The 25188-nt window shown below is 41.6% G+C and carries 20 protein-coding genes and 1 pseudogene; all 21 read right to left on the bottom strand.

The genetic code is table 11. The features are described 5' to 3' along the window. Positions 1 to 6: 6 nt before the first annotated feature. On the bottom strand, positions 7 to 1140 hold the full coding sequence (locus R7127_RS09250; RefSeq protein WP_033907016.1) for an exonuclease SbcCD subunit D: 1134 nt from the start codon (positions 1138 to 1140) through the stop codon (positions 7 to 9). Between the two features lie 361 nt (positions 1141 to 1501). Continuing rightward, entirely contained in the window at positions 1502 to 2341 is an 840-nt protein-coding gene (locus tag R7127_RS09245) for a hypothetical protein (protein WP_025767716.1), read from the bottom strand. After that, on the bottom strand, positions 2342 to 2632 hold the full coding sequence (locus R7127_RS09240) for a PAAR domain-containing protein (protein ID WP_318148384.1): 291 nt from the start codon (positions 2630 to 2632) through the stop codon (positions 2342 to 2344). Between the two features lie 11 nt (positions 2633 to 2643). Next, positions 2644 to 4479 carry a type VI secretion system tip protein TssI/VgrG gene (gene tssI / locus R7127_RS09235; RefSeq protein ID WP_318148383.1) on the bottom strand — a complete coding sequence of 612 codons (1836 nt, stop codon included), beginning with the start codon at positions 4477 to 4479 and terminating at the stop codon, positions 2644 to 2646. A 49-nt stretch (positions 4480 to 4528) separates the two neighbouring features. Next, complete coding sequence (locus R7127_RS09230) at positions 4529 to 5008, bottom strand: Hcp family type VI secretion system effector (protein WP_005375967.1); 480 nt, start codon at positions 5006 to 5008, stop codon at positions 4529 to 4531. Between the two features lie 208 nt (positions 5009 to 5216). Then, positions 5217 to 7784 carry a type VI secretion system ATPase TssH gene (gene tssH, locus R7127_RS09225; protein WP_017820212.1) on the bottom strand — a complete coding sequence of 856 codons (2568 nt, stop codon included), beginning with the start codon at positions 7782 to 7784 and terminating at the stop codon, positions 5217 to 5219. 10 nt (positions 7785 to 7794) lie between these two features. Beyond that, a complete protein-coding gene (gene tssG / locus R7127_RS09220) occupies positions 7795 to 8760 on the bottom strand; it encodes a type VI secretion system baseplate subunit TssG (protein ID WP_005375963.1) in 966 nt (321 codons plus the stop codon). Next, a complete protein-coding gene (gene tssF, locus R7127_RS09215; RefSeq protein ID WP_318141796.1) occupies positions 8757 to 10580 on the bottom strand; it encodes a type VI secretion system baseplate subunit TssF in 1824 nt (607 codons plus the stop codon). The genes tssG and tssF overlap by 4 nt, the downstream gene beginning before the upstream one ends. Next, entirely contained in the window at positions 10577 to 11041 is a 465-nt protein-coding gene (gene tssE / locus R7127_RS09210) for a type VI secretion system baseplate subunit TssE (protein ID WP_017635621.1), read from the bottom strand. The genes tssF and tssE overlap by 4 nt, the downstream gene beginning before the upstream one ends. Positions 11042 to 11048: 7 nt before the next feature. Continuing rightward, the gene (locus tag R7127_RS09205) at positions 11049 to 11843 is read right to left on the bottom strand and encodes a type VI secretion system accessory protein TagJ (protein WP_005375952.1); all 795 of its coding nucleotides are present in this window, start codon (positions 11841 to 11843) and stop codon (positions 11049 to 11051) included. A gap of 10 nt (positions 11844 to 11853) precedes the next feature. Beyond that, entirely contained in the window at positions 11854 to 13365 is a 1512-nt protein-coding gene (gene tssC / locus R7127_RS09200; protein WP_033907015.1) for a type VI secretion system contractile sheath large subunit, read from the bottom strand. 52 nt (positions 13366 to 13417) lie between these two features. After that, a complete protein-coding gene (gene tssC, locus R7127_RS09195) occupies positions 13418 to 14911 on the bottom strand; it encodes a type VI secretion system contractile sheath large subunit (RefSeq protein ID WP_005375950.1) in 1494 nt (497 codons plus the stop codon). Continuing rightward, a complete protein-coding gene (gene tssB, locus R7127_RS09190) occupies positions 14911 to 15441 on the bottom strand; it encodes a type VI secretion system contractile sheath small subunit (protein ID WP_005387524.1) in 531 nt (176 codons plus the stop codon). Before tssB ends, tssC (R7127_RS09195) begins: the two co-directional genes overlap by 1 nt. 15 nt (positions 15442 to 15456) lie before the next feature. After that, the gene (gene tssA, locus R7127_RS09185; RefSeq protein WP_005387526.1) at positions 15457 to 16572 is read right to left on the bottom strand and encodes a type VI secretion system protein TssA; all 1116 of its coding nucleotides are present in this window, start codon (positions 16570 to 16572) and stop codon (positions 15457 to 15459) included. Next, the gene (locus tag R7127_RS09180) at positions 16565 to 17359 is read right to left on the bottom strand and encodes a PP2C family protein-serine/threonine phosphatase (RefSeq protein ID WP_318148382.1); all 795 of its coding nucleotides are present in this window, start codon (positions 17357 to 17359) and stop codon (positions 16565 to 16567) included. Before R7127_RS09180 ends, tssA begins: the two co-directional genes overlap by 8 nt. 9 nt (positions 17360 to 17368) lie before the next feature. Beyond that, on the bottom strand, positions 17369 to 18064 hold the full coding sequence (gene tagF / locus R7127_RS09175; protein ID WP_033907013.1) for a type VI secretion system-associated protein TagF: 696 nt from the start codon (positions 18062 to 18064) through the stop codon (positions 17369 to 17371). Then, positions 18046 to 21564, bottom strand: a complete 3519-nt coding sequence (gene tssM, locus R7127_RS09170; RefSeq protein ID WP_033907012.1) for a type VI secretion system membrane subunit TssM — start codon at positions 21562 to 21564, stop codon at positions 18046 to 18048. Before tssM ends, tagF begins: the two co-directional genes overlap by 19 nt. A gap of 16 nt (positions 21565 to 21580) precedes the next feature. Further along, a complete protein-coding gene (gene tssL, locus R7127_RS09165) occupies positions 21581 to 22873 on the bottom strand; it encodes a type VI secretion system protein TssL, long form (RefSeq protein ID WP_172563846.1) in 1293 nt (430 codons plus the stop codon). Between the two features lie 11 nt (positions 22874 to 22884). Then, positions 22885 to 24210 carry a type VI secretion system baseplate subunit TssK gene (gene tssK, locus R7127_RS09160; RefSeq protein WP_081107487.1) on the bottom strand — a complete coding sequence of 442 codons (1326 nt, stop codon included), beginning with the start codon at positions 24208 to 24210 and terminating at the stop codon, positions 22885 to 22887. 21 nt (positions 24211 to 24231) lie between these two features. Beyond that, positions 24232 to 24687 (bottom strand): type VI secretion system lipoprotein TssJ, encoded by a 456-nt coding sequence (tssJ, locus tag R7127_RS09155; RefSeq protein WP_033907006.1) that lies wholly within the window; start codon positions 24685 to 24687, stop codon positions 24232 to 24234. 11 nt (positions 24688 to 24698) lie between these two features. Next, positions 24699 to 25112, bottom strand: a pseudogene (tagH, locus tag R7127_RS09150) (type VI secretion system-associated FHA domain protein TagH); the annotation flags it as partial. Positions 25113 to 25188 lie beyond the last annotated feature (76 nt).

Genomic DNA, 25188 nt, shown 5'->3' with positions numbered 1-25188 from the left:
TGGTCCCTATTGCTGTGATAATTGCTTAATAATGTCAGTAACAGCTTGCTCTTGCTCTTTAGACAACTGGCTATCTTGCGCCTCAATAAAAAAATCTCGGAACATATCAATTTCGCTTCGCGCCAACTTTGCTTGCGCCATTTCCTGCTCTACCCCAATTAACATGCCAGGTTTCTCAAGGTGTAAAACGTTTGGATACACTGAACGAAGTTTTTCCATTGGGTTTAAAATCGCATGTTTATCCATCAAGCGAACTAACAAATAATCTTCATTCTTAGGGTCTGTTTTGCCTTGCTCAATAACTTTATCCAGCTCGCCCTCTACAATGCGCATTTCATGAGGAGCCGTAAGATCAATATGCTCTGCAGAAACAAATCCTTTCTTGTCCAGTTCAACTAACGTGAAACCTTTTCTCTGGTTCTGTTCACCAAAGCTATACTTCATGAGAGAGCCAGAGTAACGGATATGCTCTGCGCCTTTCTTTTGAGGCTGATGCAAATGACCAAGTGCGACGTAGTCAAAATCTAAGAAGTGTTCATGACTCACGCGATCAGAACCACCAATAGATAATGGTCGTTCAGAGTCTGACTCGATAGCCCCATCAACAAAACAGTGACTCACGAGCACGCGCTTTTGCTTAGAGATAAAGCGCTCTTTAATTTGCTCAACAAGCAATTGATGAGCCTCATCATGAGTGGATACCGAGGCTTTGTAGGCAAACCTGACCTGTTCAGGGTCGTTATAAGGCATACCATAAAACGCGACCTCGTCCGCAGAGTCCGTTTTTATGATGATGGGAGTGAGCATCTCTTCAAAGTTGCTAACAATATGGAGACCTGCATTTTTCATTTGCTCTGAGCCGAAACCTAACCTTTCTGCACCATCATGGTTGCCAGATATCAATATCATTGGTGTTTCTAACTCGGTACAAATGCGTTTCACGACTCGATTTAACAGTTCTATTGCAACCGTTGGTGGCACCGAACGGTCATAGATATCTCCCGCCACTACAACTGCATCGACGGGGTTGCGTTCAATATAGTTAATCAGTTGTTCGAGTACTGCTTGTTGATCTTCGAGTAGTGATACGTTGTGGAATTGTCGACCAAGATGCCAATCTGAGGTGTGGATAAACTTCATTCGAATTCACTTTCCGCCAATTCTATGAGTAGGCTTGCTTCTGTCAGAGTCCATGTACCGTTTATAAAAAGGAATGCGTCACGGGTGGGATCTCGAACAAGCCAAAACTCAAGTTATTTTATTTCGGTAAGGATATCTTGAGTCGAACAGCTTTTCATGTGGTTTGTGTTCTATGGCTGGCTATTTAATCAGAAAGCGAGAAGAACACTGTAAAAACGCGGTGAGCAAAGCTATTTTGAAAAGCAAGCTGCGCCTAGTCATTGTCCAAACATCATTAAAGGGCCAGTTTCGAGTCAATCCCCCATAACATTTGCATCACTAAAACCTCAGCTACTACTAGAAGGAAAAGCAATAGCCAGACCTATTCACTACGCCAATTGTATATTACTCCTACCGCATAGCCATCTGACTCGATGTCCGCTTGCAACACGTGAAAGTCTGGGCAGGGGCTGCTTCTTTGAAGCTCATCAATCACTAACGCTTTTAAAACGCCGCCACATGCACCCAATCCGCCAAGTTTGATATCAACAAATTGATACTGAGTTTGATCGGTCACCCACGGAGACAAGAATTGCATTGAGTTTAACCATTGCGGTTCTTCCTTATTAACGGATAAATACAATTGACTGAGTGGATGTTCACAACTTACTCCTAATTGCTTAAACACCTTGTCCACGGCGATGCGTTGTTGTTTGGCATCTAAATCAATTCGAACAACATCAGGCACAAGACCTGAATGTCGAAAAAAACACTTGGTTAAAATGATAGAGCTTTGAGGTTTGACATGCCCTTCTACATCACTCGTAACCTCTATAGCCAGTATCCAAGTCGCTTGCGTTTCATTAACTTCACGATTTATCCGATTTAGTGCCATCAAAAATGCAGCTTGGCCATAAGGATAAAAGTAAATTTCAGTATTGACAGTTTGGTCAACGAAAATAGAAAGCTCGCTTATCAATGCTTTAAGCAAACTTTTGTCCACCGAAGATGGTAAAAGAACACAGAGATTCCCCTTGATATCAGCTTGCTCAAGACTCTCGCGCTCAGAGCGCACGAGGCTTAATATATGCTCATCTATTGATTGAGCAAAGTCAGGGGGTCGGATTTCCTCGGACAATCTAAAAGAATCATCAGCTATCTCGCGAACGGTGTGTGAACGGCCATTAAAAGATAGAAGATGCGTTTGAAATGCGAGTGGCATCTAGCCTCCGATTAAAACCGTAGGCATACCAGATAGAATTTTGCCACCATGAGACGTTGAATCGCCGACTCTCGCGGCTGGTTTACCGTTGATTGTTACGCTAGAAGAACCTGCTGAGATACTATCCGGAGGACCGATACAAATAAGCTTGTCGCCTTGTCTTGCCGCAGGTATCCCGCCAATCGTTACGTTTCGTGAGCCAACAACGACGGGACCACCGACATGCGGTATCTTTCCTGTTTTTTTAGGGCAAAGATGAAAGCTGCCCAAAATTGCGGCTGGTTTACCCACTTTAAATCACCTTAGTTCAATGAAATTTGCCCAGCTTTAAGAGCAATAGCTGAGCCGTTAATGGATATTTTATTACCTTTGATATTGATTTCTCCAGAGCTAGACATCTGAATAGAAGCACCACCTACTTTGATCTCGACGCTCTTTCCTGCATTAAAAGACAGCACTTCACCCGTTTCATTCGAAAAGTTTTTACCTACTTTCAAGCTCGCGTTCTGACCAACCTCTTGATTAACATCATTGGTCACTTTTTCGGTTTTACTGTTTTCAACGGCGATATCAACACAGTCTTCAACTAGCATTTGGAACAGTTTTTCAGCATGAAGATAAATGTGCTCTTCACCAGGCTTATCATCGAAGCGCAACTCATTAAAATTGGATGTACCTTTTTGTACAGAGCGTGATTTATAACCACTCTGAGAACTTTGCTCTGGTAAAGCGTAAGGAGGGAGTTGACTACCGTTATATAGTGATCCCGTAACGATTGGTTGATCAGGGTCTCCGTTGACAAACTCGACGATGACCTCTTGTCCGACTCTAGGGTGAAACACCGACCCCCATCCGTTACCTGCGATATTTTGCGCAACACGAATCCAACATGAACTATTTACATCGTATTTACCAACACGGTCCCAGTGAAACTGAACTTTGATACGGCCATGTTTGTCTATGTAAATTTCACCATCTTTGTTCCCCGTAACTATTGCAGTTTGCAAACCTTTCATCGGAGGTTTCGGATAGTTAACTGAAGGACGAAGGATTGTCTTTGAGTCAACACAACTAAACGAGACTTTGACACCTTGCGCACCGGTGCCACCTTGACCAGTCTGGTTATAAACAGCAGCAGACAAAAAAACAGAAGACAGTACATATTCTTTGCCAACTCGAGATTTATCTTCATGTTTTTTAAACTTGAAGCACTTGCCTACGCTGAATGTTCTGCACGTAGCCTCGCCACGACACAAATATGCATTTTGCTGTAGTGCTTCTATTGCATGCGTGTTTCTCAGTGCGTATTGATCATTGCTCTCCATTTCACCCATGTATTCAAAATACTCGCTTTCAGGCACTGTAAAAAAATCACTTTCACCCTTTGCAGTATTTTTAGGATTCGAAGAAGGCTTGAGCATGTTATAGCCTGACTTTTGACTCGCTTTAGTAGTCAGAATTTGCGTTTCATGCCAAGAAGAAATGTGGCTAGATTTCGCCGTACCTGTATCAAAATCGACTAAAAACTCAGTACCCGGCTTATAAAAACTGATGTCATCAAAAATATTGAGCGTATGGGCAGACTTAGTATGTGTAAAACAAAATGATAGCCCCTCTTCCGATAACAGACGTCGAACAAATTCAAGATCTGATTCTTCATATTGTACTTTGTACGTGTATTTAGGATAGGACTTGGTTAGCTCAAAACTAAAGGCAACACTATGCTCCGATAGTACTTCAGAGATAATTTCCTTTATATCTTTATGCTGAAATATTCTGCAATTTTTTCGATATTCAGCGAAACGTAATTTAGGCTCTATTAATAATTCTATGTTTTTATAATTTTCGCCTTTATGTGTATTAGAAACCCTTTTCCCTTCTAATCTTGCAGCAGAAACGTAACCATGCATATAACGAGGATTTGAAGAAACATCCTCATTATTTTCAAGGGTAATGGTAACTTCCTTACCAATAATTTCGTTTAACTCACTTCGTTGATCATTAAAGTAAGCTTTAGCACGCAATGAAAAAAGTTCTGAGATCTCTTCTTTATACTCAAACGAGTTTAGTATGATGGCATCTTTACCGAATGGGGAAGAAATTCGGATGAAATTGTTATCTTGAGTTGCTCTTTTCATTAAATACTTCTTTCAAAAAAATGCGGAGGAATACTCCCCCGCATGAAAATTACATTTGTTGACCTTTAACACCGCTGTAGCCGTATACCAATGGAGCAGAAGTGTTGTTCTTATCGTCAGTAGGAGTCACTGTCATCATCATTTCTGTGTAAGAAATTGTGATAGTTTCAACTGGACGATCGTCTTGGATAGAAACTGAGTAGTTAGAAATCATCGCATCAGTCAGTTCGATCTTCATGATCTCTTCAACCTTCTCACCCTGCTTAGTAATATGGAAAACCGCTGGTTTACCTTTACCAATCGTCGCTTCTTTAAATAAGTCAGGAGAAGAACGGTCTTGAAGTTTAGTGATAGTCAAATCATATAGACGAGTAGCGCTCGCTTCACGGTCCATCGCTGTACCAGTGTATGATGAGATCTCACGACCTACACTCCAATCTACAGATAGTAGTGTAATCAAATCTTTGTATTGCTCGGCTGTTGCCTCACCCTTAATATCTGCGTATTTAAGATACGTATTAGACTGCATGCTAATCTCCTATAGCATTATTAATTGACATATATCGTAGTAATTTAATTATCTGACGTTTGGTGATAATTAGTGATTAATGTATCAAAAACTTCATTTTAAATACGCCCTGTTATATCTTTAAATAAGATTTAATTTAAGCGTTTTTTATAAAAAATAATAGTTAATATGAACCAACTCCCAATTATTATTGAGAGTGTAAAGGATGTTAAACTATTGAGACATCAAGTCCACTAGTTGTACCTTTAACAATAATTTCATCAAACGTCTTATCATTAAGAATTGCATGCAATATTTCATGAGAAATCTTCGGAAGCAATGTATTTTCTATGGTTGTTTGTACCACACGCGCACCACTGCCAGACTCATTGCTATTGTCTACAATATCATTAATTAGTTCCTCATCAAAAAACAGGTCAGCGTTATAGTGCTTACGAATACGAGTCGTAATTTTATCCAACTTTAATTTTGTTATTTCTATCAATACTTTTCTTGATAGAGGCAAATAAGGTAATACGTTCACACGCCCTAAAAATGCAGGTTTAAAGTCGACCAACAAATCATCGCGTAAAGCATCTTTTAGTGCTGACGGCTCAGGAGATAAATCAGGATCAGAATACAAAGACATCGTCGTTTCGGTCCCTGTGTTCGCGGTCATAATAATAATAGTGTTTTTAAAGTCTATATCTCGACCTTCACCGTCTTTAATTGAGCCTTTATCAAACACCTGATAAAAAATATCTTGAACACCAGGGTGCGCTTTTTCCATTTCATCGAGGAGAATTACACTATAAGGTTTACGTCTAACAGCTTCAGTCAGTACACCTCCTTCTCCATAACCGACATAACCAGGAGGAGAACCTAATAGCAATGAGACTTTATGCTCTTCCTTAAATTCCGACATATTGATAGTCGTGACATTTTCTTCACTACCATAGACTTTCTCTGCAATCGCCAAAGCCGATTCGGTTTTACCCACTCCGCTTGGTCCGGTTAGGAGAAATACACCATTTGGTCGTGTCTCATCCGTGAGCTGCGCACTCGCGGTTTTTATCACTTCAGACATGAGCTCTAAAGCGTGATCCTGCCCGACAACTCGCTTACACAAACTTTCTTTCAAACCCAATACTGCTTGGATTTCATCATCCTGAAGTTTACCTAGCGGTATACCGGTCCAATCCGAAATAACTTCTGCGATTAGCGCTTCATTTACATGCGAAAAAACTAAGGGCTGTGAGTTAGCGGAAAGGTTATTTTCAAGCTCTTGTAACTTGTCTCTAGCAGTTTCAGAACCCTCCTGGATTATTTGGGTTCTAAGTGACTTAGCTTCATTTACCCATTCTTTTTCTTTTTCCCAAAGTACTTCTAATTCAATAATGTCATTAGATAGCGCATCAATCTCTTTTCGGACACCTTGCAGCTGCACATCAAGAGATGCTCCTAGCCGACTCTCTTGGCTAAGATGCTCATACTCAGCTTGCTTTGCTTTAAGTTTGTTTCTTTTCGCATCTAGGCCTCCCGGTGTAGATGACTGACTTAACGCAACTCGAGAACAGGCCGTATCCAAAACAGAAACCGCTTTATCTGGCAGTTGACGACCATTAATGTATCGAGCTGACAGTTGGACCGCTGCATTGAGAGCTTGGTTAGTGATATGAACATCGTGGTGTTGTGCCATTACATCAAGTAAGCCTCGTAACATTTCGATCGCGAGTTCAGGGGCTGGCTCATCAACCTTTACGACTTGAAAACGCCTAGTTAAAGCTGCATCTTTTTCAAAATACTTTTTATACTCTGCCCACGTTGTTGCTGCGATCGTTCTGAGTTCACCTCTCGCTAATGCTGGCTTCAGAATATTCGCCGCATCACCTTGGCCCGCTTGCCCACCACCGCCAATTAGGCCATGAGCTTCATCAATGAACAATATAATAGGCTGTGGAGCGTCGTTTACTTCCTTAACAAGGTTCTTAAGCCTGTTTTCAAACTCACCTTTCATGCCTGCGCCGGCTTGCAGTAACGCCAAATCCAGAGACTTAATTGCCACATTTTGCAGAGCGGGAGGTACATCGCCATCAATGATCTTTTGCGCCAAACCTTCAACAACGGCTGTTTTTCCAACACCGGCTTCTCCCGTAAGAATCGGGTTGTTTTGTCGGCGTCTTAATAAAATATCGATCATTAGGCGAATTTCATTATCTCTACCAATCACCGGATCTATTTTACCTTCCCTAGCTTGCTCAGTAAGGTCTGTTGTAAATTGATTCAAGGCGGAATTCGCGTTTGACTGCGCTAAGTCATTCGATCTTGATTGAGGCGCATTACTTTCTTTAAAGTTCAATAAGCGAGATGGTTCTATCTTGTTTAGTTCAGGACTAATCGAACCAGCCATGTTGACTAACGTATCATCAGACAAGTAGGCAAATAAAAGATGGATGCACCCCAACTGTTCTTGATTGAATTCAATGGTTGCAGACAACAAGGCATTTTGCATAACAGTCACCGTATGAGCTGATAGCCCAGGCACCGACTGGCATCCTGTTTTGTATTTTTCTAATGCCTTTTGAATATCGGTTTCAACCTTGATTTTATCGACATCAAATTCGTCAAAAACTTCAGAGTAAATATCGTCAGGATGGCGGATAATCATCATTAACCAGTGAGACATTTCAATACTGTGATGAGTTCGGGAGCTTGCCATCGCAGCTGCCTGTTCAAGTGTTTCCTTAGCCTGAGGAGACAATCTTTCGACCAACGCTGAAAGTGAGAGTGAAGCCATTACATTTCCTTTAAATAGTAATTGTTATAGTTCGATCTTTTGTACGTTCGTGTTTTTTAAGCACAGAACCAATACCTAACTGCCCCTGCTGTTTCGATAAACAAGCTTGTGGTAGCAAACTATGTTTGGTGGTGAGCTGCCACTTCAGTTGTTTATGTTTTCCAATCAACTCATAAGCAGCGTTCTTAATGATTGCTATATTGGGTTGGTTAGGAAGCAATTTACTAACTAGCTGTTTATCTTTTGGCAGAAATTCTATTGTTGTCCCCGCGTTGATGTTCCATGCTTTCGAACCCAAAGACGCTCCTAAACCAAGTTGAGCAAACTGCCCTTCAGGCATAGTTCGGGATGCAAGGCGTGTTTGCTCTTCTTTCGTAAGGTGTAACCATTGTCCTTGAAATTCATGAACTTTTACTTGGCATCCAGATAAACATTCAAGAATACTTTTCAGTCCACCTTTACTTCTTACTGGTGAAGCAAACACACCACCATAGTGCCGGGACAGTGAACTCCCTTTCCCAGTTAATGCCGATTTACAGCTTTCTAACGGCGAACGCGCGCCCTGCGCATGCGCACGAGACTGAACAGTCAGCTGACTCAGTTGCCAACATCGATAATAAAGAGATAATAAGCGATGATTGAAAATATCGTAGAAGTCCACCATAGCCGTATCGCCTTCTTTTTGGCGATGTAAAGCTAATTCACTATAGTGCTGGGGAAGCACACCTTGCTCACCCGTTAGGCCTATTAAATTGGTCTCAATCTCTAACTTGCTGTCATCTATATTTTTCAGTTCACAAAGCTGAGCATTTTCAAAACCTAATGATGGATTAACCTTTAAGTTTAGCTTTTCATGCTTCGGTAACGCATCTGTTCCTATTTGCGCCTCTGCTTGCAGAACTTCGTGTTCAATAAGATGAATCGCTTCAAACAATGGATGTTGCTTTAATTCTCGATAAAATTGTTCCGCGCTCATAGCAACACCTTATCGCCAGTTAATGCGGGCCATAGGTGGAAAGACTTTCCCGTGGACTTAATTCTTATTTCTAACTGCGTAAAAATGTTAATTTCAGCATATTGCGAGAAGTAAACAGATAAAACACTACCTAAGAGAAAGATCTGCTCTTTAGGTAAAATTTGATCAGAAACCGTCAAAATAATTTTTATACCGTGCGCAAATCCAACTTTGCCTTTCTGACTAATTCTTCCTGTAGTAGGCTCAAACTCTAACTTAGTTAAAGCATCGATTACCGCTTTCGTTTCTGCTGTCCCAGAAAATGCATAGAGATTAAGGGTCTGCTTCAAAGTTGCTAAACCATCTTCCTCGGTAAAATGGTTTAAAGTTAAAAGCTTAGTTAACTGCCATCGTGTGCTTTCATCCATTTCTGGCCGAATAGTTTCTGATAAAGAAACTAAACAACGAACAGATTCGAAATTGTCATTTACCTCCGGTAAAGATACTTGCGGCAGCCCACCTCCAAATGGAAGTTTCTGCGCTAAGTTGCGGTTACAGCACTCAGCTTCCACGTACATTAACCAGTTTTCCCGGCTATCCGGGCTGAACAATTGATGTTTTTTATCAACAAAAGAAATGTAAGTTTCTCTACCTGGCTCATCATACCCACCAGCCCAGTTCTTATCCTCACGTCTCATCAACCAATAAATCTCACTAGTGTTTGTATAATGCGTGTGCTCACCAGCGTGATAACATGGCAAATTGTGGTACGTTTTGTTCCAGTTTCTCAACGTTACGTCAGAAATTGAGACAACCTCATTACTTTCAGATTCTTGGTATTGCGGAGACAAGTGGTAATCGTATTCAGTTGGTAGAATACGCTTAGGCTCCATAATACTTTTAAATAAGTTGATTACAGGCACACAACCTACCATTAAGCTTTCTTCGTCCACTTGCTTTGGAAGCCAGTCATCGTTGGTATCAAAGTAAAAATACAGTTCGACTTGCTCTCCAAGATCTAGCTCAGATAATCCAAGTTCGGTGATATCAAAGAACATAAACTTCTCAGGAAAGTGCAAATACTCAACAAGTAATCTTGCTCCTGAAAAGCTTCTTTTACTGTATGGCACAACTTTCTCATCTTCTGAAAATCCTACTTCAGAAAGATGTCTTTTGGTTAAAGGACGAACTTCTTTGCCATCCACAACAACAGATAAACCAATTAGGTTTTGAAACAGCATTTGGTAGAGCTTAAAAGTCAATTGAGATTGACCGTTTAAATAGAAGCGCAGCCGTTCTATCCCCATTTCACCAAGAGGAGTCTCTTCATCTTGAGCCGTGAGCTGTACTTTCAAAACTGAATGAGCATTGCTTTCCCATCGTGAGCCAACTGGCTTGAAAGGCGCATTTTTAAAAACGCCAGAGGTCACATCAACAGGATACATTCTGACCGGATAACAAGTTCTAAACTCGCATTCATGATATCCAGTAGCACCGATAACAACTCGCTCGCCTTCTTCTACATCAAAATAAGAGGAAGTGGAGTTAGAACAGCTCATTTTAATGACTGACATTGACGGGATTGGGGCGTGAAAATCCGGATATAACTGTCCCATCAAAGACTCTGTAAACTGAGGGTAACTATTGTCTAAGCTTTGTCTAATCCTTGTTGTTAGAAATGCGCAGCCTTCTAACAATCTTTCTACGTGTGGATCGTCAACCTGTTCCTCACTAATACGAAGTCTCGCGGCAATCTTGGGATACTGCTCACCAAACTCTTGCCCTTTGTGACGCAAATAAGCTAACTCGCGATTATAGTACTTGAGAAACTCTTCACTCATTTTGCTCTACTCAGTTTCATACCTAAATTTACCGGCTCTACTTCAGAATTGAATCGCACTTCATGAATACTGTTATCAATTAAGCAAGTGGCATTTATCTGTAACCTCAATACCCTATCAATAGCGTTTTTCTCGTCCGAAATCTGGACATGAGGGTTCCTTAACCTCGGCTCAAACTCTTTAATTGCATCATGAACGATGTCGCAAAGCTGATTCTGCCCTTCTTGGCTGCTATAGGGCATTGAGGAAAAATCTGGCAGCCCATAGTTCAATATTGAATAACGAACCTCTAGAAGATCATCAGGAATATTTTTCCATCCAATACGACTATTCAGCATCGACTCTAGATCTCTAAGTAAGCTGCTCAACATCTGTTGCTGGCTTGCAGGGAAGTCTTTCTCATCTCGAGTGAGAGGATCACTATCTATCAATTTGTCGAGCAGAGAAACGGTTAACGACATGATATTTCTACGCTATTTGTTTCTGTTCTAATAATGTAGTCAAATCACAGATTGGAAGCGCTGAGTCACCGACTAACCAACATTTTTGACCCAAGCCAACAAAAGATTCTTGCTCACCAATCTGCTTCCAATCCGTTTCTCGACCTAACTTTTGCGCATCGGTCTCTGAGTCAACATATGTCAACGGCATATGGCCTTCGCCTTCACCAAGTCCATCGATATCAAACTCGACAGGTCGCCAAATACTCTCTAACAAAGAAGTAGGTGCTTTAACTTCTAGCGTATGGATGCTCGATATGGGTACAAGAAAATAGTTACCTGCTGTAGAAAACAGTTCAATGTAACCACCTAAACGATCATCAATATCTCTAGCATCTTCGTAGTTTGTGCCGTTTACGTTAAACCCTTTAATAGTACGATGCTCTTCAATGCGATGCGATAGACGTGACGCTTCTTCGTACTCTTGATTTCCGAGAGCAAGATTAAATCGAACAAGCTCTTTAGTTAATTCCTCATCACCTATTACTTTGGCACTAGCCGCACCATTGATAAAATCCTTTCTAGCTTGAGCTGCTTTCACTAAATGTCGTAGCTGACTTGCACCAGGCAGATACTCAGGAAACAATTTAATCGATTGCATGAGCTGAGCGTCCGCACGCTCGAAGTCCCCATCAATGCAAAGAAGCTCAATGAAGGAACTTCTCAAGCTCGCATCTTTAGGTGTTGCTTTAATTTCATCAGTTAACTGCTCTAGAGCGTGTTGCAATAGGCCTTGGGACAAAGCATTTTTCCATTGAGTCATTGTTATTTCCTTACACCATGTGCTCTGGTGATAATTCGGTAATTAATTTAATGCTAGATACCATTTGATCGAGTTGAAAATGCGGTCGCAAATGGATAACTGAGTAATAATGTCCAGGAGTTTCTCTTTTCTCTCGAACTGTAATTTTTGCTTCATTTAGGGGGTATTTAGCTCGAAGCTCATCAGACGCTTCATCTGATGCGGTAGTGTACTGATGTAACCAGCGTTGAAAGTCACGCTCTAGGCTTTCTGCGTCTTGATACCCACCAATTTTGTCACGCCCCATAACCTTGAGATAATGTGCGACTCGCGATACACACAATGTGTATTGCAACATCGATGTCAGTTTTGCATTCGTTGAAATATGCTTTTCTGCGTATTGTTTGGGCTTGTAGAGAGATACATTCGAGGTCATCCCTACCATATCAGTCTCAGGTATTGGAGAAATAGAAATAAAACCGCACTCAGACAATTCTTGTTCTTTTCTCTCAGAGATTTTCAAGTTTAACGGACATCTTTCACGATCATTCTTGCCGTTAACACGCATCTTGCTCCTTGTAGGAGCGACGATAATGCCCTGACTGTAATCGCCTTGTTTAATCCCTCGCATATGCGTGAACCAACCATGTTCCTGAAATGCTCTAATTGATACGGCAGCAAAACAGTACGCACTACTCCCCCATAGCAAATCTCGGTTGGAGTCGTAGATGTGTTCTTGAAAATTGAATTTATCATTCCGCGAGCCATCACTTTTGTATGGCTGACGGAACAAGACGTTAGGTGCAGTCAAACCAATAAATTTAGCGTCATCGTTGTCTCTCAAACTACGCCACTTTGCATAATCTTCCTGTTCAAATTGGGCCGCTATATCTCTTATCGCAGAGAGTTGAGCGAAACTATCAACACCAAACATCTCTGGCGATGCAGACATGATAAATGGGCTGAATGCTGCAGCTGCAGACTGAGAGATCTTACTCAACACAGACAGATCTCTATCAAAATAATTTTTACTAGGATCACAGCGAAGCTGATAATCTCCAACCACCACACCAAAGGGTTCTCCCCCTGCCATGCCATATTCATTTTGATAGAGCAACTTAAATAGTGCTGATTGGTCAAACTCGATGGCTTTTAAAGCATCTTTACTGATTTCATTCCATGTCGCCGTTAAAACCTTAACTTTTACAGAATCCGATGAACGAGAATCAACCTGTTCACATAAATACCTAACTCCAACCCACCCCCTTTCGAGCTGTTGAAACTCAGGATGATGTAATATTTCATTTAGTTGAGATTCTAATAGCTCATCAATGCGGTTAATTGTGTTCATCACACTATGACGAAAGCTGTCCAAATCTCTTGAACGTGTACCTTCTATCCAAATTCGCGCTGACGCTACAAGATCAGAAGATTCATTGAATCGAGTCAACCACGGGCTATCAAGTTCAGCATAGCCTCCGGTACTGAACTCATGTTTTAGCTTGCTAGGGTCGCGAAAGTTAAGTGACACTGCTAATTCCATCTAGAACATAAAGATTGGTCATGGCTGGCCTTTCGACCAGCCAATTCATTTCTTATCCACCTGACTGAGGGATCTTTGCCACAAGTCGCAAAGATGTGGTCAGTTCTTCCATTTGTAACCAAGGCTTCAGCCATGCTACGGCATTGTAAGAACCAGGTGCGCCAGGAATTTCCTTAACCTGAACACGAGCGTCTGCTAGAGGGTATTTCGCTCTGATCTCTTGACCACCGCCTTCAGAAGCATTGACGTAACCTAGGATCCAGCGGTTCAGCCAAGACTCAACGTCTTCTGCTTCCATAAAGCTACCAATTTTATCTCGAGCCATTACTTTCAAATAATGCGCAAAACGAGATGTTGCCATCATATAAGGTAGGCGGGCAGAAATGGCCGCATTGGCCGTTGCTTCAGGGGATTCATGGTTCGCTGGTTTTTGACAGGTTTGCGCACCAAAGAACACTGCATAGTTGGTGTTTTTGTAGTGACAAAGTGGTAAGAAACCAAGCTTACCAAGCTCCGCCTCACGTCTGTCGGTAATACCAATCTCTGTTGGGCACTTCATATCAGGGTCGCCATCATCACTCATGAAGAAATGCGTTGGCAAGTTATCCACTCGACCGCCGCCTTCTGCACCACGGATGGCAGTACAAAATCCATATTTTGAAAATGCGTCGGTTAACTTAACACCAAGAACATACGAAGAGTTCATCCAACAGTAGTCGTTATGTTCAGCGTTAACAGCAATACCTGAAACAGGATCTACTTCGAACTCTTCAAACCCAAACTCTTCGACTGGAGCGGTAGCTTGTCCGTATGGCAAACGAGCAAGGACTTTTGGCATCGTCAGACTAACGAAGCGCGAATCGGCACTCTCGCGGAACGAACGCCATTGGGCGTATTCTAGTGATTCAAATACCTTATCTAGGTCGCGTGGTTTTGACAACTCAGTCCACTCATCAAAGCCGAATAGTGCTGGTGAAGCTGCGGACAAGAATGGAGAGAAGCCAGAAGCCGCTACATTTGACATTAGGCGTAACGACTCAATATCTTCTGGGTGGTTGGTAAACTCATAGTCTCCAATCAATGCACCATACGGTTCACCACCAGCACTACCAAACTCAGACTCGTAAACCTTTTTAAAGATCTGGCTTTGATCAAACTCAACAGCTTTGCTCAAGTCTTTATGTAGCTCTTTCTTGGTCATGCTCATCATGCGAACTTTCAAAGTAGAGCTGGTCTCTGAATTCATCACTAGATAATTTAAGCCGCGCCAAGAACCTTCGAGTTTCTGTAATTCTGGGTGATGCATTACTTCAGACAACTGATCAGAAATCTGCCTATCGAGCAAATTAATCGCTTCACGAAAAGTTACTGTTAGGTTTTTGTTCCAAGTAACTGTCCCTTTCATTGCTTCTTCAGCGAGCGTTTTAATCAGCTCCTCAGCACGAGAAGCTTCGGTCTGCTTAGTCGCACCAATAGCTTGATCTAAGAATGAAGTTGTCTGTTCATTAACTGTTGGATCTAACTGTTTTTCAGCTTCAGTCGTCATTATTCCGCTCCTTCAGTACTGTCTGACTTCGCTTTCTTGTCAAGATCTAACTCGCCTGCAAGTCTTGCCAGATTGTCCGTATTGTTCAAAACATCCTCTAGGATATTTTCAAGCTCTTCTGAGCGGTCAACTTTTGTCATCAAATCACGCAGTTTATTACGCGTTTCCATCAATTGGCGTAGTGGATCAACTTGATTTACGATCGCAGCAGGCTCAAAGTCTTGCATTGATTTAAAGTTTAAATCGACCTCAAACTGTGAATCGTCATTCGCAAGCTTATTCGCAACTTTAAACTTCACCGATGGATTCATTTTTTTGAGTACATCGTCAAAGTTATCTCGATCGATCTGAATAAAACGGCGGTCTTTTAATGGCTTCAACGCTTCTGTGTTTTGACCAGCGAAATCACCCATTACACCTACAACAAAAGGCAGTTCTTTCTTAAGAGTTGTACCTTCAGTTTCAACATCATAGGTAATGTGGACACGAGGCTTCCGTACTCGTGATAGTTTCGAGTGGATACTCGTCATACCATTCTCCCTTTATTAATTTTCATTTTGTTCTGCTATGCCAACCAAACGGAAGTAGCTTTTCTTTGCATCCCCGTCGGAGATAAGTTCCGCCAGTAACTCCGGCAGAGGCATCCCACACCAACGAATGATCTGTTCGATGGAGTAAGAAACTGGTGAGTGAGGTTCACTCTCTCGGAAGAAATCAGCTACTTGCTGCAATTGTCTAATTGCCTGCTCTCGTGATTTCATGTTTGTCGCTAATAATGCATCACAACTTTGTGAACTTAACGGTTGTTCAGAAGAAGATTCATCAAGATCCTCTAGCTCTTCAAACACCGCTTGTGGTTGATTAAAACGATCTCCAAGAAGGTGCTTTAATGCCGAGTGTATTGATTCAAGTCTTTTTGATATATAAGAACTAGGAGTCACATCACCGACCGCTTCATCTAATCGCTGACTGAATTCATTAAATGATTCCTTAGCGAACTCCAAATCCGTGATTAATTCTCGATAAAACGTATCAGAAGTCGACTTAACCGTAGTTGTAATTTCAGATAGCTCAACAGCCCCAAGCTCGACTCGATTTCGGCGCTTATCTTCGTCTAAGCGCTCAAGCTCTATAGCTTGCTGATATTCCCAATAGGCATAAGCTTGCTCCACGCCTAAGTCAGTCAATGGTATACAAGCAATTGGAAAAATAAGTGTTCCTTCACTATCGATACCATTGAGGCCAATAATCGCCGATATTCTTGTCTCAATACCATCTTCATCAGGCATTGGGTACAGATCATCCCAAAAGTTCTCAATTAAACTGGTTGCGAGTTTGTAGCCAACGCCCATACCACGAAAACCATACAATCGAGTTAGGGCTTCTATAAGCCAGGCAACAAATTCCAAATCTTTAGACTGATTCGTGAGTATTTCTGGGACATCTTCAATAAATACTCGCCATAAATTACTGTGGGTATAGATACTTTCTTCTTCTATAAGAGCATTACGTTCAGCGTTGCGGGCGGCCATACGCTGATCTTTCAACCGATAGTAAGCAGACTGTGGTGATACATCCTCTCTAGGATCAACACCTGTAGGATTTTCTTGAGATATAGGGGCCAACGCTTGTTCATACCAATCAAACATTTCATTACTCATAAGCTCTCCCTCTTAGAAAGACAGGTATTGTCGCGTCTTCTCTAGTTACTGTTTCGCACTCCGTTTGCGCTTGGCGAACTTTGATCAAAGCACAAGTTACGTTATCACTTGCGCCCCGAACCAAAGCCGAATGCATGAGCGCTAATCCAGCTTGGTTGACTGAGTCTGCATACAATGTCCGATGAATTTCCTCACTCGTAAGTTCCTTAGAGAGTCCATCGCTACAGAGTAGAAACTGATCGCCGTCAGCCAACTGCCCTGAAACTTGATCAATAGTGACACTTTCGTCGACCCCAACAGCTCTGGTAATAACATTTGCAAGAGGGTGAGATTCGGCATCTTCAAATGCCAATAAGCCCTGCTCCACTAAGTCCATGACTTGACTATGATCACGTGTTTTTTGGACAAAATTACCACTTCTAAGCTGGTAAATTCGGCTATCACCCACCCAAAGACAGTGGTAATACCCATCCTGAATAAACAACAAAACAAGTGTTGTTCCCATCGTTTTACCGTCTAAGTGATTTTGTGCGTATTGGTAAATTTCTAAGTTCGCTTCTTGAACCACTCTTCGGATATCATCGATATTAGTATTGGAGACATCCTGCATGTGGCGCGCGACTCTATCCACTAGCATCTGGCTTGCTATATCGCCAGCACTGTGTCCACCCATTCCATCAGCAACCACCCAAATATGCTGCTCTGTCATATCCAACAGAGCATCCTCGTTATAAGGGCGTACTTTTCCTGCGTGCGATTTAGCAAAGGTAAAATAGTTCCAATTCATTCTTCTATCCTACCAATTCCACTTTTTCCAGCCGCCATCAAGCATGGCTGAAAACTGACCAATTGAAGGAAATCCACTCGTAATGAACATGCATGGTTCAACCTTCGTTGAACCTTCAGTCCACCAAAAACATGGTTTACTCAATTTCTCTTTAATGAGGAAATTCAAAAGCGTGTTTTGATCAGTATTGCCGTGATCATGAAAAACTGTAGATATTTGGCTTTGATAAAGAAACTCCAGAGGCCTCACTTCACTTGTCACATTCGCAACGAGGTCATTTTTTTCTTGAGTACTCTTATGCCAAACATCAAAGACAAAGTCGTCCTCAAGTACTGAAAGAGCAAGAGCGGCACTGTCCTCGGTCCAAGCTCTGTCACCCCAATATTGCGCAGCTTCACCTTTTACGGCACGAGCTATAGTAAAGAAAAAGTATCTACCGCATGCATCAACACTAGGAATCATGCTACCAATGTAGGTTGAGTCTTCTAAATAGCTAATATCCAAAGCAAAGTGCCACACAGGAGCCGTTAAAAAGTGCTCATTCCAGCTTTCGCCCAGTTGTTCCCTGCTGACTGCAATAACCGCCTGTTGCCAATCATGCCAACGCTCCGAGAAATCTTGTGATAAACCATCTTTCACAAAGTCCCCTTTTGCAGGCATTTTACCGATATAGCCCCAGCCTGATGTTATAAGGTTCGTGGACATCTGAACCTCTCCATTTCATTTGACCAAAACGGATTAATGGCACTAGAAGGAATAAGCTCTAGTTGCACCTTGTTTCCCTTTAAATCAATCATAACTATATTGTCTTTACGCGATTCTGGCCTTGCTTTAAGTGATTGATCCAAAAGCTTGAATATGCCCCACTCACCTTCATAGGTATGCGCAATTTCGCGTTTAGATTCAGGTGGTGTGAACACAATTCGAGTCTGATCTTGACCGGCAGGCCAACTCAACGATTTAGCTCTTGCTGGTCCATGCTTATAAACCAAATCTTGTCCACCCAACTCTAAGACAAATCGAGTAATGTGCTGGTCTAGATAAACAGGCTTCATACCAAACTCTACGCGTAATGAATTATCAGATTCAAAGAAAGACTGCCTGATACGTTGCGCTCTTTGAAAGACCATTAGTGTTTCTGGACGAACTCCAATTTCCTTTTCTAATCGCCAACGACTTTTCGAAGTATCCACAAACGGTTCGAGGTATTCTTGGAAGAATGCGTCAAGCGTGCCCCCATAACCAAAGAATCGCTTAAAGTCTTTCAATCTGACTTCTCTGCTCGCATTGGGCTCGAATGGATATCTGCCAGCAATAGTCCGCTGATAAGGGCGCACCACTTGTGTTACCCAAAGTTGATTTAGATGATCCTTCGAACCGCTCTCCGCAAACTTGACCGACTCTTGAGAAAGCTCACCTAGCCATTGATTAAATGGTCTCGGCAAAAGTTCTTTAGCACGAGCAAAGGAAGCTGCGACATCTTGTGTAACGGTTCCATCTAAAATACTTTTGTAGGCAATTTTCTGATTGTTACCAGAGCTTGATAAGTCACTTAAATACGAACGCAAGTTAATCATTGCTTGTTGAATATCATCAAAGTCTTGCTCACCAAGGCGTAAAATCTCTGAGAAATGTGATTCGACTTCTTTACCTGGCAGAGCAACATTGAAACCGTTTTCTTCAGGTAAATACATGTCTAGTCTATCTGCCGTATTTGAAAACTTAACTTTGGCAACTTTACCAGCAACTTCAGAAGCGGCTTTTTGATTTTCTGACAATGATACTTTTGATAGAGCAACCTCTTTTTGGATTGCTCTCAACAAAGATTCGATTGGTCTTTCAACTCCAGATAAAACCCTCGCTTGCTCTGTCGCAAGTTCTAGGCTCGGAGCCTGCTTCAATTGAATATCTTCGATCAACGTTTTCCATTCATTAACATAATCTTGATAGTATCGAGACTGAACGCCTTGGATGGCACTATCTTGATCAATTTCATGAGCCTTAAGATCGTCACCATAAACCCAGTTCTCTTCCATTAGGCTTTTTACTGTACGGTTGATCTGAATCTGAAAAATGCTATGAAAACCATTGTACGTGTAGAAACCCGAAATGCCTTGTGATAGCGGTTTTCCACTAGCTCGCTCGAACTGCTCAAGCCCTTTAGGTCCCAATACATCAGTCAAGCGAAATGAAGGTACATGACTCTTAGAAAATTGTATTTTCATTCGCTGATAAGCACGTTCAGGTAGAGACATTTGAGTCAACACTTCTCGAGCACTCGTCACGGCAGCAGTGTTGTAAGTAAAGCCTTGTCCATCGTTGCCTAATAAATATTGAGTGTGCTGTAGCAAGCGTCTTCTTAAGTCTGCGTTTAGCTCACCCGGATATTGACGTTCGAAATAAAAGTTAAACCAAGCCAACACTTCATCTTGTTGATATTTGTCTGGATTGAATAACATCAAATACGTTTTTAACGTTTCGTACAAATACTCACGATGCTGTTGATTGCTCTCCATTTCTGACACCAGGCTATCAAGAAGCAAAGGGGCGAAATATTGGGTCAAAGCATCAGAATATGCATTGTTTGCCGCCTGAGATACTTTGTCTCCTTGATAGAGACCAAACCTCTTTACAGAGTCGGCATCACCGTAGTTGCTTTGCTTTCCGAGAGGAAGCGTCATCAACCTATCTAATGTTTCTACAGCTGAAACAATATCCGCTTCAAAATCTAAACTTTGAGCGCCAATCAGTGCATCAATATGGCTAGCTTGTTCATTGGTATCGACAATTAACTGTGAGTTCCACTTATAACTCATAAACCAAAGCGCAGAAGCTCCTAGCAGTAGCGTTGTACATCCAATGTAAACACCTCGACGCATCCAACCTGACTGCTTTTGATAGTGACGATTAACTGTTCCTAACAGTTGCTCTTTGAAAATAACCTTGTCAAAAAGATTCTTTACGAAATAACTATGAGAACCAGTCTGACTCTTTGCTAGAGCTAAACGATTTAACCCAAGTCCATTGGTTGATTCATTCATCAGCTTATCGACTGGTAAGCCTTCTTGAACCGAACTCAACATAAACACACCACGAATCAAGGCAGGCTCTTCAAAACTGTTTTGTGCAAAAATTTCAGCTAAAAACTCGTCAAGATTAGCTTGTAGCACTCTTAATTGCTTTGGAAATTCAAAGATAAGCGCGCGTTTATCTAAATCGTCCTCAGTTTCAAGTATTCTAAGCATACGGGCATCAAGGCGCTCCAACATGCCATGAAATTCTTTGTTGAATAGAGAAATAACGCCTCTTTCATCATCCACTTCACGAGGGAACATGAAACCAAATAAATCATCTCGTTCTTCCTTACTTAAATCGGCAAAGAATTCATTGAAACCGGCAACTAAATCCATTTTGGTGAGCAATACGTAAATCGGAAACTGCATGCCTAACTGGTTTTTCAGTTCTTGAAGTCTCGACTTAATTGCTCGAGCATGAAGACTTCGCTCGGTTCGAGTCTGAGACATCACGCTGGCTAAACTTATCGTAACAATCGCACCATTAATTGGTCTTTGCGTTCTATACTTTTTCAACAATCCTAAGAAACCATGCCACGCTTTAGAGTCGACCTTTTCTTGACTGTCTTGTGTCGTATACCGGCCAGCCGTATCTATAAGAACTGCTTTATTTGCAAACCACCAATCACAGTGGCGAGTGCCACCTACACCGGCAATAGAGTCAGAGCCAAGGCTGTCTCCTAATGGAAACTCTAACCCCGACTGCTTTAATACGGTTGTTTTCCCCGTTCCAGGAGGGCCAATCAACACATACCACGGTAAGTCATACAAGCTTCTCTTGCCTTTGTGTGTTTTCGTCACTACTTTGACAGCTTGCTCAATACGCTCGCGCATTAAGTCAATTTCACTTGCTGCTTCTTTATCTGATTGGCTATCAACCTCAAGCAACGTTTGAATACTTTCGTCTTCTTTCACCTTTTGCTTATGCTGCTTGGTAACGTTAAATATCGCCCAAAGCAACACCAACACTAGAATAGTGACTAGCCGTTGAAAGTCACTCTTTAGGGGCTCATATCCCGCTATCGCAATAAGTGGACCAACAACCCAAATGAAAATAGAACAAGCAGCGACACCGATAAGACCGAGAAACCATCTTTGAGTAAATATTCTGCCAATTTCTTTAATACGCATCTCTATCTACCTATTATTAATTCGCGACAAGAAGGTCGATTTCAATCCGGCGGTTAATAGCTCGGTTTTCATCACTACTGTTTTCAACTAATGGTCTTGCATCCCCCAATCCCTCGGGTATCACTCGCCCTTCTAATGCACTATTCGAGATCAGTTGTTCAGACATAGCAGTGGCTCGAGCTAATGATAGGTGCCAGTTCGAGGGATATTTACTCGTGAAAATAGGCCTATCGTCGGTGTGACCAGTAACAATGATCTTGCCTTGGGTCGACTCCAATGTTCTCGCAAGCTTAGAAATAACGGGTTGGATGTAAGCGACAACATCAGCACTACCTGATTCAAATAGATCTTGAGACTTTAACGAAATTCTTACCCTGTCTTGCAGCGGCTCAACATTGATTAGCCCCTTACCGATCTCAGTTGCTAGATACATTGAAATCTTTTCTGCAATTGGCGCTGATTTTGATTCTGACGTTGCATCTTGGTTAAGTTGTTGCGGTTGAATCAAATTGACTAATTGAGAAAAGGTGCGATTGGATGCCTTATTTAGCTCATAGCTAAAATACATATATATGCAGACCAATAATGCCGCCGTTACAGAACATACAACCCAAAGAGGGGCTCTATCAGAAGCCTTTGAGCCATTCAAAATGTGTTGGTCGATACTATTACTTAGCTCCTGAGGGACTCCTCTCCCATAAGACTTAAGAGTAGCAATAACCTGTCTTCTCAATTTCCGGTGCGATTCCAGTCCATTTTTTTCTAAACGGTATTGACCCAGAAACCCGAGAGATAAGCACACATACATTAGTTCAAGCAAATCTAAGTTCGCATCTGGTTTCGCCATGCACTTATCAAGATGCTTAAAAAACGCTTCCCCACCTTGACTGCTAGCATAGAAGGAGCTAAGTAATGAATCGTGACTCCAGAATGAATGCCCACCCCAATTGGTGTTAAGGACAACTTCATCTAGTGAACAGCATAAACAATAACGAGCTGTATCAATGGTATCCAAATCAACGTCATGCTGACGTAATCGGTTCTCATAATCTCTAAGCTTTTGTGCCAATGTCTCTTTTAGAAACAACGGATCGGAATGAGTCGCTGTCGACCGAATTTGACCGATAATAGATAACAGGCCATTCGCCTCTGCTAGTAGAGAGTTATTCCCATAAGCGACCACTGAATCATTGTTCACCAATTCAGGGATTTTTGAGATAACTACGGTATTATCCACAGACTTTTCTGATTGTGGTTTCGATGCGGGAGCTCTTCCACCCGGTGTTGGTTTTACTATCGTTTGTTCCATACAGAGCGCGCCTATTTATTAATACTCCAAAGCTCAAGTTCAGCATTCGGAAAATGCCCTGATAGGTGAAGCGCAATACCGCCACTATCTTTTAGCCTCATCCAAAATGGCCCTTTCTTGACAACTTCGAAATAGACATAACCCGTTTGGTAAGGAATCTGTCTCGGGACGACACTCAGCGGCACTACGTTTATACCGTTGATCTGATTATTAATTAGATCGCGAATCTGTTCTGCGGGGCCAAACTTGAGTTGCGCTGGGACCAGGCGTCTTATTTCATCTGTTGTGGTATCTGCTTTAATTGCTAGCACAAATTGGCATGACTCAAGCAAGCGTTTATCTGGAAGTGGCGTCACTTGAATACCGTACTGGCGAGGCTCCAACGGAAGTTTGGTCGCAGTTTGGTCAAGAACAACACTGAGGTACTGACTGAGTATCTGATTCAACTCGCTATAGACACTTGATACATCTAAGTGATCATACGCAAGCAAACTTGGGACTCTTTTAGTTTTATTAGAAAAAGTGGCTAACTCACCAATGTAACCTTTAAGTGTCGTCGCTAATTCCAGTGGATGTAACCTATCTAACTCACTGAAATGCTTTAACTTCGCCTCATATCGGTTCAGCATTTGGAGCATGATGAAATCAACAGCAGAAGCCGATGCAGATTTACCCTTAATCAAGCGCTGTGCAATAACGTCAGCACGCATCTTTGTCATCGCGATAACGTTACGTAGATAAGCTGACATAACTTTGTCGCTAAGGAGATTGATAAGCGGAGGAACGTACTCATCGTCTAGTATAACTTCCCCTTCAGGAGTTACCTCTTTGATCCTTAAGATAGGTAACTCCACATAACCCGCTAATTTGTCATTACTCGCTTTCAACTCTAGATTAAGGGCTGCAACTTGGATGGTTTCCTCATCTTGTCCTGTAAGGTTATCTATCACGGCGATATCTTGAAGTACATAACGAGAGACGATCGATTCGCTTACATCCGAAACGTTTTTACCTGTAACACTTGAAAGAGGGAGAGTTATTTTTACTAACGTATTTTCAGTGTTTTTATCAATAAGTAGAGGCGAAACTGAATCGTTGGATATTAACGTATTAACCAACGTCATATCTGGCAAAACAGCTTCAAGATGCTCAAGTTCAATAAGACCATCTTTTAGCGCGTGTTTTTTTACTCGACATTTCCAAACTCCCCAATTGTAAGCCCCACCTAACTGATGTAAGCCCTTGAATTCTTGAGAGGTTGCGCGTTCTTGTTGTTGGAAGTGCTGGGGACGTAAAAACATTCCTTCGCACCAAGCCGTCTTGGAGTATTGCGTCATTTATAATTAGCCAACTAAACGTTATTTAACGACCAAAGACAGATCTTCTAACAATACTTGATATGTGTTGTAACCGGTCTTATCCACTTTAATGACTTGTCGCCAATTTGAGTTTTCAATATCTCGAAACGCTACGACAATGCCTAAATATTCTGTCTTTGGAGACATACTTGCTTGATATGTTTCTTTCTGACCTGGAGTTAATGAAATTTCATATTTATTCACTAAATCAGGTCCTAAGACTTTTTCACTTTCTTCATAAATAGAAAAAAAGTCCTGGCTTTCGAAAATGGTATTTGACGTTAATTCAAATACATACACCACTACAGGAGAAGGCCTGCCGTTTGAATCAGGATTAATGTTATGACTTGCTGCTATTTCTAAATCTGAGTATGGATCAACAACTAGGTTCGCTGCTGAGCACCCAAATAAAGCCATTGAAATTAATAACAAAATATATTGGTAAAACTTTTTCATCACCCTAATTCCTAGCCTTTGTTTTTTAATGCTAATTCATAGTGCTTAGCGAAGTCTTCTAAATAGAACGGAGACTCTTTATTGATAATATCATCGGATAACTTTTCATGAATATCCTCAAACCTCTTCCAACTTTGAGCATATTTTCTAGCTGGAATAACCTTATTAATAACCGTGTCTTTCGCTAAAGCATCTGAGTATATAGAAGTAGGTTCAACAAGTGACATAACACTCGAAACCGTACCTTCAACACCTTTCATTAAGGCTTGCTCATGACTTTCGATGTCATTAAATGCTTCTTTAATGGCTGCATTTGGCTTTAAGAAGCTAGCGGTTTGACGGTTATATAAGTTATGAATCGCATCTTCTAAGTTTGCAGAAAACTTTAAAGGGTTATTTTCTGACTTACGAAATGCGGTATGACTAGGCTTTGTTGCTTAATTCGATGAGAAGACATGGTAGCCCCATGTTGTTCAGTTCTTAAACAATATACTGAGTTTC

The organism is Vibrio sp. 1159, from assembly GCF_033340395.1.
Taxonomy (GTDB): domain Bacteria; phylum Pseudomonadota; class Gammaproteobacteria; order Enterobacterales; family Vibrionaceae; genus Vibrio; species Vibrio alginolyticus.
Note: the sequence above shows the minus strand (reverse complement) of the source record. Positions and strands in the feature narration are given on the sequence as shown.